This is a genomic window from Mesorhizobium sp. M9A.F.Ca.ET.002.03.1.2, from assembly GCF_003952365.1.
GTDB lineage: Bacteria > Pseudomonadota > Alphaproteobacteria > Rhizobiales > Rhizobiaceae > Mesorhizobium.
Genome location: NZ_CP034443.1, coordinates 4,615,368 through 4,630,178, shown reverse-complemented (window position 1 = coordinate 4,630,178; position 14,811 = coordinate 4,615,368). Strand labels below are relative to the sequence as shown.

14 protein-coding genes are annotated in these 14,811 nt (G+C 63.2%); 10 read left to right on the top strand and 4 right to left on the bottom strand.

Going from position 1 to position 14,811, the window contains the following annotated elements:
• Window positions 1-76: 76 nt before the first annotated feature.
• The 8 genes from EJ066_RS22320 (at window position 77) to rpmG (ending at window position 9,222) form a co-directional block, all read left to right on the top strand.
• Window positions 77-454: a hypothetical protein gene (locus tag EJ066_RS22320; RefSeq protein WP_126041728.1), complete on the top strand. Its 378-nt coding sequence runs from the start codon at window positions 77-79 to the stop codon at window positions 452-454.
• Window positions 455-915: 461 nt separating this feature from the next.
• Window positions 916-3,546: a type I DNA topoisomerase gene (gene topA, locus EJ066_RS22315; protein WP_126041726.1), complete on the top strand. Its 2,631-nt coding sequence runs from the start codon at window positions 916-918 to the stop codon at window positions 3,544-3,546.
• Between the two features lie 6 nt (window positions 3,547-3,552).
• On the top strand, window positions 3,553-5,859 hold the full coding sequence (gene rnr, locus EJ066_RS22310; RefSeq protein ID WP_126041724.1) for a ribonuclease R: 2,307 nt from the start codon (window positions 3,553-3,555) through the stop codon (window positions 5,857-5,859).
• A complete protein-coding gene (locus EJ066_RS22305; protein WP_126041722.1) occupies window positions 5,859-6,311 on the top strand; it encodes a DUF983 domain-containing protein in 453 nt (150 codons plus the stop codon). The genes rnr and EJ066_RS22305 overlap by 1 nt, the downstream gene beginning before the upstream one ends.
• 73 nt (window positions 6,312-6,384) lie before the next feature.
• Window positions 6,385-7,125 carry an NUDIX hydrolase gene (locus EJ066_RS22300; protein ID WP_126041719.1) on the top strand — a complete coding sequence of 247 codons (741 nt, stop codon included), beginning with the start codon at window positions 6,385-6,387 and terminating at the stop codon, window positions 7,123-7,125.
• A 14-nt stretch (window positions 7,126-7,139) separates the two neighbouring features.
• Window positions 7,140-8,315, top strand: coding sequence for an MFS transporter (locus tag EJ066_RS22295; RefSeq protein WP_126041717.1), 1,176 nt, complete (start codon window positions 7,140-7,142; stop codon window positions 8,313-8,315).
• Window positions 8,316-8,420: 105 nt separating this feature from the next.
• A complete protein-coding gene (locus tag EJ066_RS22290; RefSeq protein WP_126041715.1) occupies window positions 8,421-8,876 on the top strand; it encodes a hypothetical protein in 456 nt (151 codons plus the stop codon).
• A 178-nt stretch (window positions 8,877-9,054) separates the two neighbouring features.
• On the top strand, window positions 9,055-9,222 hold the full coding sequence (gene rpmG, locus EJ066_RS22285; RefSeq protein WP_006201775.1) for a 50S ribosomal protein L33: 168 nt from the start codon (window positions 9,055-9,057) through the stop codon (window positions 9,220-9,222).
• Window positions 9,223-9,608: 386 nt separating this feature from the next.
• Here the strand turns inward: rpmG and EJ066_RS22275 are convergent, their stop codons facing one another.
• Both EJ066_RS22275 and EJ066_RS22270 read right to left on the bottom strand, forming a co-directional pair.
• Window positions 9,609-10,982, bottom strand: coding sequence for a PleD family two-component system response regulator (locus tag EJ066_RS22275; protein ID WP_126041711.1), 1,374 nt, complete (start codon window positions 10,980-10,982; stop codon window positions 9,609-9,611).
• 31 nt (window positions 10,983-11,013) lie between these two features.
• Entirely contained in the window at window positions 11,014-11,370 is a 357-nt protein-coding gene (locus EJ066_RS22270; RefSeq protein ID WP_281035461.1) for a response regulator, read from the bottom strand.
• A 250-nt stretch (window positions 11,371-11,620) separates the two neighbouring features.
• On the opposite strand from EJ066_RS22270, the gene EJ066_RS22265 reads away from it, so the two are divergent.
• Window positions 11,621-11,920 carry a DUF3572 domain-containing protein gene (locus EJ066_RS22265; protein WP_126041706.1) on the top strand — a complete coding sequence of 100 codons (300 nt, stop codon included), beginning with the start codon at window positions 11,621-11,623 and terminating at the stop codon, window positions 11,918-11,920.
• Complete coding sequence (locus tag EJ066_RS22260; RefSeq protein ID WP_126041704.1) at window positions 11,917-12,570, top strand: hypothetical protein; 654 nt, start codon at window positions 11,917-11,919, stop codon at window positions 12,568-12,570. Before EJ066_RS22265 ends, EJ066_RS22260 begins: the two co-directional genes overlap by 4 nt.
• Window positions 12,571-12,579: 9 nt before the next feature.
• Here EJ066_RS22260 and EJ066_RS22255 read toward each other — a convergent pair whose 3' ends face one another.
• Both EJ066_RS22255 and EJ066_RS22250 read right to left on the bottom strand, forming a co-directional pair.
• The gene (locus tag EJ066_RS22255; protein ID WP_126041702.1) at window positions 12,580-14,115 is read right to left on the bottom strand and encodes a hypothetical protein; all 1,536 of its coding nucleotides are present in this window, start codon (window positions 14,113-14,115) and stop codon (window positions 12,580-12,582) included.
• Window positions 14,116-14,191: 76 nt separating this feature from the next.
• Window positions 14,192-14,767 carry a GNAT family N-acetyltransferase gene (locus tag EJ066_RS22250; RefSeq protein WP_126041700.1) on the bottom strand — a complete coding sequence of 192 codons (576 nt, stop codon included), beginning with the start codon at window positions 14,765-14,767 and terminating at the stop codon, window positions 14,192-14,194.
• Window positions 14,768-14,811: the final 44 nt, after the last annotated feature.

Here is a 14,811-nt window from a genome sequence, read left to right as displayed (position 1 = left end):
ACGGCACGCCAGGCGCGTTGATGCAATGAGGCCGCGACTTTCCGCGCGCTTCTCGGATCGTATCAGGGAGAATGTCATGAAATCGATCACGATTGGGCTGGCGATGCTTTTGCTCGGCACTGCCGCCTCCCATGCCGCCGAGGCGTGGAAGGAAGCGGATGTCGGCGGCACCAAGATCTACACCGATGCCAACGGCATGACGCTTTACACCTACGACAAGGACGAGGCGGGCAAGACGAACTGCTACGACAAATGCGCCACCAACTGGCCGCCGCTAAAGGCCGAGGCCGACGCCAAGGCGGAGGGCGAATGGACGATCGTCGACCGCACCGACGGCACCAAGATGTGGGCCTATGAGGGCAAGCCGGTCTATACCTTCATCAAGGACAAGAAGGCCGGCGACATGACCGGCGACGGTGTCGGTGAGGTCTGGCACGTCGCCAAGGCCGACTGAGCCTCGAACCAAGGGTCGTTTTGGTCGACGGGAAATCGGCTGGTCGCGGGCATTCCTCCAGGCACCCGCGGCCAGCTTCTTGCGCGTCACATCCTTGAACCGCGCTGGCGGGTATCAGCCCACTTGCCGCGCCCGTGCCGCAACATGCGGACGTCTCTTCGGCTTGGGTCTGTCGGCTTGGGTCTGGCGCACGACCGATGTTTCTCTTATATCCCTAAGGGAATTTGTCCCGCTTCTCCCGGATTCATCGCCGGTTGTCCAACGACAGGCAGCCATTTCTCCTATCCAGGATTGCGGATTTCACATGACGCGCTCTTGGGTTGCGCACTCGATGCGGGACCGCATTTTGGGCGCTTCCCCTTGACCGGATGAAAAAGCGCGGCCATGTGAGCGACAATTGTACGAGATTTCGTCGCGCGCAGCGGAATTCTTCTGCCGCATCACAACAGATATGAGACCTCATGGACGTCGTCGTCGTCGAATCGCCGGCCAAGGCAAAGACAATCAACAAGTATCTTGGGAGGAACTATAAGGTTCTGGCCTCGTTCGGCCATGTCCGCGATCTGCCGCCCAAGGACGGCTCCGTGCGCCCGGACGAGGATTTCGCCATGTCCTGGGCTGTCGACACCGCCTCGGGCAAGCGCCTCGCCGACATCGCCAAGGCGGTCAAGGATGCCGACGGCCTGATCCTCGCCACCGACCCGGATCGCGAGGGCGAAGCCATTTCCTGGCATGTTCTGGAAGTGCTGAAGCAGAAGCGCGCGCTGAAGGACAAGCCGGTCAGCCGCGTCGTCTTCAACGCCATCACCAAGGCGTCGGTGCTGGAGGCGATGGCCAATCCGCGCCAGATCGACGCGCCGCTGGTCGATGCCTATCTCGCCCGCCGCGCGCTCGACTATCTGGTCGGCTTCACGCTGTCGCCCGTTCTGTGGCGCAAGCTGCCGGGCGCCCGCTCCGCTGGCCGCGTCCAGTCGGTGGCATTGCGCCTCGTCTGCGACCGCGAATTGGAGATCGAGCGCTTCATCCGCGAGGAATACTGGCAGATCGCAGCAATCCTCGGCACGCCGCGCAACGAAAATTTCGAGGCCCGGCTGACCGCCTTCGACCGCAAGAAACTGCAAAAGCTCGACATTTCCAACAAGGCGCAGGCCGACGACATCAAGGCGATGCTCGAAGGCGCGACCTTCAAGGCGCTGTCGGTCGAAGCCAAGCCGACCAAGCGCAACCCAGGTCCGCCCTTCACCACCTCGACACTGCAGCAGGCCGCCTCCTCGCGCCTCGGCTTTTCGGCAAACCGCACCATGCAGGTGGCGCAGCGGCTCTATGAAGGCATGGACATCGGCGGCGAGACCACCGGCCTGATCACCTATATGCGAACCGACGGCGTGCAGATGGCGCCGGAGGCGATCACTGCCGCGCGCGATGCGATCGCCAAGGAATTCGGCCCAAAATACCTGCCTGAAAAACCGCGCTACTACACGACCAAGGCCAAGAACGCCCAGGAAGCGCACGAAGCGATCCGCCCGACCGATTTCATGCGCACGCCCGCTTCGGTCAGGCAATATCTCGATGCCGACCAGGCACGGCTTTACGAGTTGGTGTGGAAACGCGCCATCGCCAGCCAGATGCAGCCGGCCGAGATCGAGCGCACCACGGCCGAGATCGAGGCGGTCAACGGCGCCCGCACGGCGGAGCTTCGCGCCGTCGGTTCGGTCGTTCGCTTCGACGGCTTCATCGCCGCCTACACCGATCAGAAGGACGAGGATTCGGAAGACGAGGAAAACCGCCGTCTGCCCGAGATCCGTGCCGGCGAACAGCTCGACCGCGAGGCGATCAACGCCACCCAGCACACCACCGAGCCGCCGCCGCGCTATTCGGAAGCCTCGCTGATCAAGAAGCTGGAAGAGCTCGGCATCGGCCGGCCGTCGACCTACACGGCGATCCTGAAGACGCTCGAGGACCGCGACTACGTCACCATCGACAAGCGCAAGCTGTTGCCGCAGGCCAAGGGCCGGCTGTTGTCGGCCTTCCTCGAAAGCTTCTTCGAGCGCTATGTCGAATATGATTTCACCGCCTCGCTCGAGGAAAAGCTCGACGAGATTTCCGACGGCAAGCTCGCCTGGAAGGATGTGCTGCGCGATTTCTGGAAGGATTTTTCCGGCGCCGTCGCCGACATCAAGGAATTGCGTGTCACCGACGTGCTCGATGCCTTGAACGAGGAGCTGGCGCCGCTGGTGTTTCCCGCGCGCGAAGACGGTTCGAACCCCCGCATCTGCCCGAAATGCGGCACCGGCAACCTCTCGCTGAAGCTCGGCAAGTTCGGCGCCTTCGTTGGCTGCTCGAACTATCCCGAATGCTCCTTTACCCGCCAGCTCGGCGACGCCGCCAATCCCAATGGCGAAAACGGCAATGGCGAGGACGGCACCAAGGTGCTTGGCAAGGACCCCTATACGGCGGAGGAGATCACGCTGCGCAGCGGTCGCTTCGGCCCCTATATCCAGCGCGGCGACGGCAAGGAAGCCAAGCGCTCCAGCCTGCCCAAGGGCTGGACGGCCGATTCGATCGACCACGAAAAGGCCCTCGCTCTGCTTTCGCTGCCGCGCGACGTCGGCAAGCATCCGGAATCCGGCAAGATGATCTCGGCCGGTCTGGGGCGCTACGGCCCGTTCGTGCTGCATGACGGCACCTACGCCAATCTCGACAGCATCGAGGACGTGTTCTCGATCGGTCTCAACCGCGCCGTGTCGGTGATCGCCGAGAAGCAGGCGAAGGGCCCGGGCGGCCGCAATGGCGGTACCGCCGCGGCACTGAAGGAGCTCGGCGACCATCCGGCGGGCGGCGGCAAGATCGTCGTGCGCGATGGCAAATACGGGCCTTATGTCAATTTCGGCAAGGTCAATGCGACACTGCCCAAGGGCAAGGACCCGCAGTCGGTGACGATCGAGGACGCGGTGGCGCTGATTGCCGAGAAGGAAGCCAAGGGCGGCAATGGCGGCAGAAAGCCCTTCCGCAAAGCCGCCGCACCTGCCAAAAAGCCTGCGGCGGCAGCCAAGAAACCAGCGGCCAAGAAAGCGGCCAAGAAAAAGGGATAGGGCGGCGTGGCGCGCAGAATCTCCGGAAGAAGCCATGGCGATCCGCGCACCGCCGACACGAGGGCCAAGGTCAAGGACGACTACCGGCCCTCCCGCGACGAAATCCTGCGCTACATCGCCGAAAACCCGGATCGCTCCGGCAAACGCGACATCGCCAAGGCATTTGCGCTGCGCGGCGAGGACCGTATCTGGCTGAAGGACATTTTGCGCGACCTGCAGGACGAGGGCCTGCTGACTAAGGAGCGCAAGCGGCTCGCCCGTGTCGGTGCCCTGCCCCACGTCGCCGTGCTCGACATCTTTGGCCGCGACGCCGACGGCGTGCTGCTGGCGCACCCGACCGAAGCCCTGGGCAACGGCGAGCCGCCCGTCATCGCGATCCGCGTGTCGCGCGGCGGCGGCGGCCCGACACCGGGCATCGGCGACCGCGTGCTGGCCAAGACCTTTCCGACCGACGATGTGACAGGCCCCGCCTATACCGGGCGGGTGATGAAGATCTTCGAGAAGCGCACCGATGCCGTTCTCGGCGTCTTTCGGGTGCTGCAGGACGGCAGCTTCCGGATCGAGCCCGTCGAAAGACGTCAGCCGGAGCTGGTCGTCGACAAGGAATTCCAGAACGGCGCCAAGAACGGCGATCTGGTCGAGGTCGAGCCGGCACGGGCCTCCCGCTATGGACTGCCCAGAGCCAAGGTGCTGGCGGTGCTGGGTTCGCTGACCAGCGAAAAGGCGGTCTCGATGATCGCCATCCATGCACACGACATTCCGCACATCTTCCCGGCGGACGTCATTGCCGAGGCGGAGGCGGTCAAGCCGGCGACGCTGGCCGGCCGCGAGGACTGGCGCGACCTGCCGCTGGTCACCATCGATCCGGCCGACGCCAAGGATCATGACGACGCGGTGTTCGCCCTATCCGATCCGGACGACAAGAACCCCGGCGGTGTGGTCGTCACCGTGGCGATTGCCGATGTCGCCGCCTATGTGCGCTATGGCACCGCACTCGACCGCGAGGCGCTGAAACGCGGCAATTCGGTCTATTTCCCGGATCGCGTCGTGCCGATGCTGCCGGAGCGCATCTCCAACGACCTTTGTTCGCTGCGCGAAGGCCAGGATCGCCCGGCGCTGGCGGTGCGCATGACGTTCGCGGCCGATGGCCGCAAGCTCAGGCATTCGTTCCACCGCGTCATGATGAAATCGGTGGCGAAGCTCGCCTACCGCCAAGCGCAAGCCGCGATCGATGGCGCGCCGGACGACACGACCGGGCCGATCCTCGACATGGTGCTGAAGCCGCTGTGGGATGCCTACGCCGTGGTGAAGCGCGGCCGTGACACGCGCCAGCCGCTCGAGCTTGAATTGCCGGAGCGCAAGATCCTGCTCAAGGAGGACGGCACCGTCGACCGGGTCGTCGTGCCGGAGCGGCTCGACGCGCACAAGCTGATCGAAGAGTTCATGATCCAGGCCAATGTCGCGGCGGCCGAGACGCTGGAGGCGAAGCGACAGGCGCTGGTCTACCGCATCCATGACGCGCCTTCGCTCGCCAAGCAGGAATCGCTGCGCGAGTTCCTGCAGACGCTCGGCCTGTCGCTGGCGCGCGGCGCGCAGATGCGGCCGAACCAGTTCAACGGCATTCTCGATCGCGTCCGCGGCGCCGATCATGAGGGGCTGGTCAACGAGGTGGTGCTGCGCACGCAGATGCAGGCCGAATATTCGCCCAGCAACATCGGCCATTTCGGCCTCAATCTGAAGCGCTACGCGCATTTCACCTCGCCAATCCGCAGGTATGCCGACCTGATCGTGCATCGCGGGCTGATAGTCGCGCTCGGCTTCGGTGCGGGCGGGTTGACGCAGGACGAGGCCGAGCGGCTGGAAGAGGTTTCCGCGCTGATCTCGGCCACCGAGCGCCGTGCCATGGCCGCCGAGCGCGACACGGTCGACCGGCTGATCGCCGCCTATCTGGCCGAGCGTGTCGACGATCGTTTCGACGCGCGCATTTCGGGCGTCACCAAATCGGGACTATTTGTCCAATTGCCGCAGTATGGCGCAGATGGTTTCATCCCGGTGTCAAGTCTGGACGGCGATTACTATATATACGACGAAACTGCCCGATCGCTTTTCGGAGAACGCACCGGCAAGGGCTACCAGCTTGCCGACCGCGTCGAGGTTCGCCTGATCGAGGTGGCGCCTATGGCCGGCGCGATGCGTTTCGAGATGCTGACCGACCCAAAGCCGCTGCCCGGCTCCAAACGGTCGTTTCACAAGGCCAAAGGCCGCGCCCGCGCGTCGCAATCGCGTCCAGGCTCGCGCGGCAGGAGACGGTAATGCCAGGCGATTTGAAAACGAACCAACAGGTTTTCGGCGGTGAACATCACTCGGGCCGGGTCGCCCGACCGCTGTGGACGGCGATGAAGCGGGGCGCGCTCGGCCGCTGCCCGCATTGCGGCCAAGGAAAGCTGTTTCGCGCCTTCGTCAAGACCGCAGACAAATGCGATCGTTGCGGCGAGGAGCTTCATCACCATCGCGCCGACGACCTGCCCGCCTATCTGGTGGTGGTCATCGTCGGCCATATCGTGCTCGGCGCCTTCATGGGCATCGAAGCGACCTCCACCCTGTCCACCTGGCAGCACATAGCCATCTGGGTGCCGCTGACCATCCTCTTGGCGGTTGTCTTGCTGCAGCCGATCAAGGGCGCCGTCATCGGCCTGCAATGGGCGCTCTATATGCATGGCTTCGGCGGGGAAGAAGATCTGATCGAGTCGCATCCCGAGGCTTGAAAACCGAGGCTGGCGCAATCGGCATGGCTGGACGCCACTTTCGCATCGGAGAAGATTCCGCTAGGTCGTGCGCATGGACGGTATGACCAAGGCGGACGTCGACAGGGTTGAGCGGAGCGCAATTGCGCTTCACGCCCAGCCTATTCGCCCGCGTGACGCCGCGACACTGATCCTGCTCGACCGCAAGGGCGACGAGTTTCGGGTGCTGATGGGCCGGCGCCACGCCCGTCACGCCTTCATGCCGGGAAAATTCGTCTTTCCCGGCGGCCGCACCGACCCGGCCGACAGCCGCATTCCCACAGCCACGGCGTTGCACCCAGAGGAAGTGGCGAAGCTGACCGCGGGTGTCGGCCGCACCAGCCCGGCCCGAGCCCGCGGCATCGCCCTGTCGGCGGTACGCGAGACCTATGAGGAGGCTGGCCTGCTGATCGGCCGCAAAGGCGCCTTCGCGACGACCAAACGCGATTGGCAGGGTTTTTCCGAGCACGGCGTAAGGCCTTCGCTGGAAGCGCTGCGCTTCATCGCGCGTGCCATCACGCCGCCCAACCGGGTGCGGCGCTTCGACACGCGCTTCTTCAGCGCCTGGCGCGAGGATGTCGCCGTGGAGCTGCCGGACGGCGGCCCGACCAACGAGCTGGAGGAACTGGTCTGGCTGCCGCTCGCCAAAGCCAGGCAGGCCGATATCCCCGACATCACCAGGGCTATCCTGGAGGAGCTGGAAAAGCGGCTCGTCGATGATCCGCTGCTGCGCCCCGGCGGTTTCGTGCCGTTCTACCGGCTTGTCGGCAATCGCTTCGTCCGCGAAATTCTGTAGAGCATTCACATCCCATGACGGTCGATACCCAGCAAGAGGTCGAGGAACGCGTACATTGGTTGCCGATGATCGCGGCGATCTCGTCGATCAGCGTCGTCGGCATCGCCATCGGCCTCGGCATGCCGCTGCTCAGCGTCATCCTCGAAACACGCGGCCATTCGGCGTCGATGATCGGCCTCAATACCGCTGTTGCCGGTCTCGCCTCGATCGCCGGCGCACCGCTCGCCACCCCGCTCGCCATGCGATTCGGCGTCGCCTGGACGATGCTGGCCATGATCGCCACGGGAGTGCTGGCCTTTGTCGGCTTCCATTTCGCGCCGGACTTCTGGATGTGGTTTCCGCTGCGCGTCCTGCTGCACATCGCGTTGACGGTGCTGTTCATCCTGTCGGAATTCTGGATCAGCACATCGGCGCCGCCGCACCGGCGCGGTCTGGTCCTGGGCATCTACGCCACCGTGCTGTCGCTCGGTTTTGCCGCCGGGCCTTGGTTGTTCGCCCAACTCGGCAGCAGCGGCTTCCTGCCCTTCGGCGTCACCATAGCGCTGGTGACGCTGGCCGCCATTCCGGTTCTGGCGGCACGCAACGAGAGCCCGACCATCGTCTCCAATGGCGAAACCAGCAACTTCCTGCGCTACATCTGGCTGGTGCCGACGGCGACCGCCGCGGTGCTGGTGTTCGGCGCGGTCGAGACCGGCGGCTTTGCGCTGTTTCCCGTCTATGGCAACCGCATCGGCTACTCCGAGGCCAATGCCGCCCTTCTGCTCACCATGATCGGCCTCGGCAACGTGCTGTTGCAAATCCCGCTCGGCATGATCAGCGACCGCGTCAGCGACCGCCGCCATCTGCTTCTGGCTTGTGCCACGATCGGGCTTGCCGGCACCATCTTCATGCCGCACTTCGCTGAGAATTGGCATCTGATGGCGGCGCTTCTGTTCGTCTGGGGCGGCGTGGTCGCGGCCATGTACACGATCGGCCTGGCCCATCTCGGCTCGCAGCTTTCCGGCCACGAACTGGCCTCGGCCAACGCCGCCTTCGTGCTCTGCTACGGCGTCGGCATGGTGCTCGGCCCGCAGGCGATCGGCATCGGCATGGACGTCTTCGGTCCCTCGGGCTTCGGCTGGGCGCTCGGCATGTTCTTCGCCCTCTATATCGCGCTGGTCGGCGCCAGGCTCGTCCGGAAGATCCTGTAGAAAGACCCGATCGATGCCGCGCGTGGCGTGAGGCTGCTGACATAACCGTGTCAGCAGCACCTGGATAGATTGTCAGCAACACGCCACGAATTTGAGGATGCCATCATGATCGACTCCGGCTTTGAAACGAAATCGGTGCGGATGGAATTGCTGCTGCTTGTCACCTTTCAGGCGCCGGCCGCCGATGTCGACCGCATCATGGAAGCGGTGGTTGCGATCGCCCCGCTGGCCATGGGCAAATACGACAGCAATGCCTACCAGTCGGCGCACGGCATCGAGCGCTACCGGCCGCTCGAAGGGGCTGCCGCCGGCGCCGAGACCGAATTGCGCAGACGGCCGGGCACGGTGGAAGTGTCGTTCGAGCTGCCCGACGACCAGGCGCTGGCCGCCCGCATTGTCGAAGCGATATTCCAGGTCCACAGCTATCAGGAGCCGGTGATCCGCATTCAGCCGCTCCTTGCCAGCCGCTCCAAAGGGTTGGACGACCGCTCCAACCCGAACCGCTGGTGGAACACGACAGGAGACTGGAAGAAGGCCGCTACAGTCAGGGAAGATGCATAGAAACGGACCGTTCCGTTTCCTCCCGACCTTTCCTTCTCCCATGTGGGAGAAGGAAGAGGCAGCGCCGCGGGGTTGACTTTCCGGGCGCGTTCTTTATGTGTCGCGCCAAGTTTCCCGCGTCCGGGTGTTTTCCCGTGCTCCAGCGGCCAAAACTCCACGAACATAACGGACGAACACCATGGCCAAAGCCGCAAACATCAAGATCAAGCTTCTGTCGACCGCCGACACCGGTTTCTTCTACGTGACCAGCAAGAACAGCCGCACCAAGACGGACAAGCTGTCGTTCCGCAAATACGATCCGGTCGCCAAGAAGCACGTCGAATTCAAGGAAACCAAGATCAAGTAACCCGGTTTCCATCCGCAATGCCAAACGCCGCCTGTTGGGCGGCGTTTTTGTATTCAAAGGCGTGAAAGGACCGGCATTTCCGGTATTTGACACAGAATCCGACGTCTTTTCGAAAAAGGGGGCCGGTCGGCGTTTGGCAGCGGTACGAGGAGGCCACTATGTGCCAGCGCCGGCCGGCCGACCCCACGGACCCAGGAGATGCGGCGGACCTGAATCATGGGGTAGCTTTCGGATCGACCCCGGCGATCTACCCTCGCGCCGGTTCCGTCACTGTCTGCACATTTGCGCAACGGTTTATGAAAATCAACAATTTCTTAACCAAGTCGGCGAATCACTTGCATTAAGGTAAATTCGTAACCCTGTCGCATTGACTGGAAAAATCGCCGCTACGCCGCCTTGGCGACCACGCGGTTGCGGCCGGCGCTCTTGGCTTCGTAGAGCGCGAGGTCGGCGCGTTTCATCAGCCCGGCAACCGAGTCCAAGCCCTTCAGCACCGAAGAAACGCCGACGCTGACGGTAACCTCGATCGTTTCGCCCGCATGGCCGACGGCAAACGGCATCTGGGCGATTTCCGCACGAATGCGCTCCGCGACCTTTTCGGCCACCGCGCCGTCCGTGTCCGGCATGACCACGACGAACTCCTCGCCACCGAAGCGGCAAGCGAGATCGATGCCGCGCACATTCTTGCGCAGCCGCCGCGCGAATTCGCGCAGCACGTCGTCGCCGCCATCATGGCCATGCGTGTCGTTGACGGTCTTGAAGCGGTCGAGGTCGGTGATCATCAGCGACAGCGGCCGCCGCCGCGCCACGGCACGATCGAACAAGGTCTGCAGATGGCTGTCGAGGTAACGGCGGTTGTGCAGTCCCGTCAAGGCATCGGTCACCGCCATCTCGATGGTCTGGGTGACGCTGGCGCGGAGTTGGTCGTTGTAGCGCTTGCGGCGCACTTGCGTGCGCAGCCGGGCTGTCAGCTCCTGCTGGTCGATCGGCCGCATCAGGTAGTCGTTGATGCCGAGCTCGAGGCCGCGGATGATGCGCCCCTCCTCGCCCTCCTGCGCCAGAAGGATGATCGGCAGGAAACGGGTGCGATCGAGCGAACGCAGTTGCGAGCAGAGCCTGAGCGGATCGAAATCGGCAAAGGCCGTCGAGATCATCACGCACTCATAGGGTGTCTCGGCGGCCTGGAAGAAGCCGGCATGCGGATCGGTGGCGATGTCGAGGTCGGCGCTGCCGCGCAGCATCTTCTGGACGCGCTCGAAGGAGGGTTTGCGCTCATCGATCAGCAGGACTTTGGGCATGATATCTTCGGAAGCGAAGTTGCGGCTCAAAAGCTCCTCGATGCCGATGTTGCGCGTGGTCGAGGCGCGCAGGCGCAACTCGTCGGTCAACGTCTTCAGCCTGACCAGGCTTTTGACGCGCGTCATCAATTGCAGATCGTTGACAGGCTTGGTCAGGAAATCGTCGGCTCCGGCCTCGAGGCCGCGCACCCGGTCCGAAACCTGGTCGAGCGCAGTGATCATGACGACGGGGATGTGCGACGTCGCCGGATCGCTCTTCAGCCGCCGGCAGACCTCGAACCCGTCCATATCGGGCATCATCACGTCGAGCAGCACGACGTCGACCTTGCCGTTTTCGCAGGTCTCGATCGCGTCCAGCCCGTTGGTAGCGGTCAGCACCTCGAAATATTCGGCAAGCAGCCGGACCTCGAGCAGCCTCACATTGGCAAGGATGTCGTCGACGACGAGGACCCGTGCAGTCATCATAAAGCTCCGGCTCGGCTGGAGGGACGCATCAGGCGTCGCCCAGGTAGGATTTGATGGTTTCGATGAAACGCGGCACCGAGATCGGCTTGGAGATATAGGCCTCGCAGCCACCCTGGCGGATGCGCTCCTCATCGCCCTTCATAGCGAAGGCGGTGACGGCAATGACCGGGATGACGTGGAGGTCATCGTCCTCCTTCAGCCATTTGGTCACTTCCAGCCCCGACACTTCGGGCAGCTGGATGTCCATCAAAATGAGGTCCGGCCGGTGCAGTCGCGCCAGATCCAGCGCTTCAAGGCCGTTGCGCGTGCGGACCGTCTCGTAACCGCTCGCTTCGATGAGGTCCCGAAAGAGCTTCATGTTGAGCTCGTTGTCCTCGACGATCATGACCTTCTTAGGCATCGATTTCCCGTCTCGGCCCGCCTTCCGCTCGAAGGTTGCCGTCATGCGCCCGTGCCGGCACGCACCAAACCCTGCTCGACTCTACGACAATATAATTGACGAAACGGAAACCGGCTGCCGGAAAAGCTTCGGATTTCGCCTCGATCACCGTATTGCAGAGGCAGATGGCTTGCCGCAGGCGACGCTTGCGATTACTGCCCAAAAGAGACTCATTCCACTGCACTGGAAGGTAGCGATGGCACACGCAGCGTCAATGCGCGAGGAAGCGGAAACCATTGCCGTGAAGGCACTGGGCTTCGTCGCCGCCGATCCGGAACTTTTGCCCCGCTTCCTAGCGATCACCGGCATCGAGGCGCATTCCATCCGCCAGGCGGCCGGCGAGCCGGGATTTTTGGCAGGCGTGCTGCAGTTCATCCTCGCTCACGAGCCGACGCTCATGCGGTTCGCGCAGGAAACCGGCACGCCGCCGGCTTCCGTCGGCAAGGCGTTGCGGGCGCTGCCGCTTGGCAACGACGATCATGAGCGTTCCATATGAGCGACGACCCTGAAACAGCGCGCCAGATCGAGGAACTGGCCGCCGACGACCGGCCGCTGCTGGTGCTCGATGTCGACGATGTCGTGCTCGAATTCATCCGGCCCTTTCCGCATTTTCTCCAGGCGCGCGGTTTCGGCCTGACGTTTGCCTCCTTCCGGCTGACCGGCAACATTGCCGAGCAGGCGAGCGGCCGATTGGTCGAACAAGCGGAGGTGACCGCACTTCTGGACGAGTTCTTCGATGCGCAAGCCGACTGGCAAAGCATCACCGACGGCGCCGCCGACGCCCTGGCGACGCTGGGCGAGCGCGCCGAGATCGTCATGCTGACGGCCATGCCGCACAAGCATCGCGCGGTTCGCCGCGCCCATCTCGACGCCCTCGGGCTGACCTATCCGCTTTTGACCACCGAGATGGCCAAGGGCCCGGCGGTGGCTAAGCTGCGCGGCATCAAGAGCCGACCCATCGCCTTCGTCGACGACCAGCCGAACAATCTGGTATCGGCGCGCAATTCGGTTGCCGATGCCCATCTCTTCCATCTGATGGCCGACAATTCGCTGCGCGCCTTCCTGCCGCCAATGCCTGACGACATCGCCGTCGTCGAGGATTGGCGCGAGGCCGCGCCGAAGATCGCGAGTGCCCTCGGTCTCTAACTCAAACGTTCAGGGTTTTGCCCCTGCCCCACCATTGTCATTCTCGCCCGAGCCATCATCCTGGTCGGTAGCATCATTCGGGTCGATAATATCGCCGTCGTCCTGAACGGCGTCGGCCGGCTTCAGCATGGCGCCGTTGACAACGACCGAGCCGTCAGCCTTGGCGTCGATCACCCACTCCAGCCGACCGTCCGACAGCGTTTTGGCAAATCCTTTGACGGCGAGTGCAGCCGGCAAAACCTGTGCAGCCTGCGGGTCAGTCTTGGCGGCTGCTTGAACAGCCTGCACGATCTTGTCGTAGCCTGCGACGTCCACCGTCATCGTCGCATCCGGCTTCTTGTCCGGGAACGTCATCTCTCCTTTCATGGTGACTTCGACGTTACCGTTCTTCACTATGCTATGCCGGAGCACGATCTTCGGGTTGTTAGCCATGAAATCGGCGACCAGGGCCTCGCCAAATTCATCCGACAGCGGCGGATCCTCATTGAGATCAAAGGCTTCGATCGCCTTTTTCGCCATGCTATCGAGATCGAGATTGGCGCCGCCGAAGCTCAATTCGACGTCGGTGGGCAGCAATGCGACGCCCCAGCTCGGCAGAAAATGCTGGGGAACAGTTAAGCCGGTTGCCTTGATCCGATAGTCGATCTTCCCACTACCGGAGATTCCGTCGATGCCGGTCGTAGCGCTCAAATCCGCGAGTTCGAAACTACCCATTGAACTTGCAAAGCTTAGGCCCTCAAAGCGATAGGTCTCTTCCAAGCGCTCCCATAGGGGCAATGCGCTTGTCAGCAATGATTTGAGATGAGCCTGGTTGGCCTTCAGCGAAGCTTCGTCCTGATTGGCGACGGCAAAACCGAGCAGATCGAGGAACGCCTTCGTACGCACGCCATTGCCGGTCACCTCGACCGACACCTTCGGCGACTTCATCGTGACCGGCACTTTCGGCCCCGACCCACCTTCGTCGACAATGACCGTTTCGACGAAGTCGGCGATCGTCTGCGTCATGGCAAAATCGACACCGCCGCCCGCGGCTTTGCTGGCGTTCAAGGTCGACGTGCCGGCACCGATGCTCAGGTCCATCGGTTTCTTGGGATCTCTTGATATCACTTTCATGCCAGCCATCGAACCGACGCCGCTGGTGAACGCCGCCAATCCCGGATCGTAGATGCCGCCGAATGCGGAGCCGGAGACGGAGAAACGCACGCCGCGCGGTCCCTCGACATCGAGGAAGGCGTTGGGTGCTAAATCCGAGGACACGCTCCAGCTTCCGTCACTGCGCGGTTTGACCAGCAACGCAAAGGGCGCAAGATTGAATGTTAGAGCGTCCTTGCTGGGATTCATCTTAAGGAGCGCATCGAAGTCGAATGCGATCCGATAGGCGTCGCCATCGACCGAGATCTTCAAAATGCCGTTATCGAGCGCCTTTCTGCCGACATAGCGGGACAAATCATCGGACAGTCGCTTCGCGCCGTTGCTGTCGACGGTCTGCCCCCAAGCCGGCATGCCGAACGCAAGAGCCAAAACAAACGGTAAAACGCGCTTCACTTGAACCCCCATTCGATCGCGGAATGCAAAATCATCTATCGGTAGAAAGATACCATCGCGGCCGCAAGGCGACGACCTAAAGCACCAGCCGCATCAGCGGCCGGCCCGCCTTGCGCTCGACCAGCCGCTCGAAGCCGGCTTTCTCGAAGACCCGCGACGAACCGACGAACAGCCCGATCGAGCGCGAATCTTTCGACAGGTCGATCGGGCATGCCTCGACCAGCCGCGCGCCATTCTGGCGGGCAAACTCGATGCCGCCCTCGACCAACCGGTGGGTGACGCCCCTGCCGCGTGCCTTGGTGCGGATGAAGAAGCAGGAGATCGCCCAGACGTTCGGATCGAAAGCGTCGGCGGGATCGACCGGCGCCGACCCCCTGCCCTTGTTGTTCCATTCGGGCACGTCGGCGCGCGGGCCGATCTGCATCCAGCCGACCGCCTTCCCATCCTCGAACGCCAGCAGGCCCGGAGGCGGCCCGGCCTCGATCCGCGCCTTGATGTGGTCCTTGTTGCGCTCCCGGTTGCTGGCGCGGCGCGCTGCCGGCGACAACCGGAAATGTGTGCACCAGCAGCCGTAGCAGGCGCCTTGCTTGCCGAAAAGATCTTCGAAATCCGCCCAAAGCTCGGGCACCAGTGGCGCTATGGTCGTATTCATGAACTCTCTCCCGGCCCGCCGCTTGTCGCGGCGTCCGTCCTGAC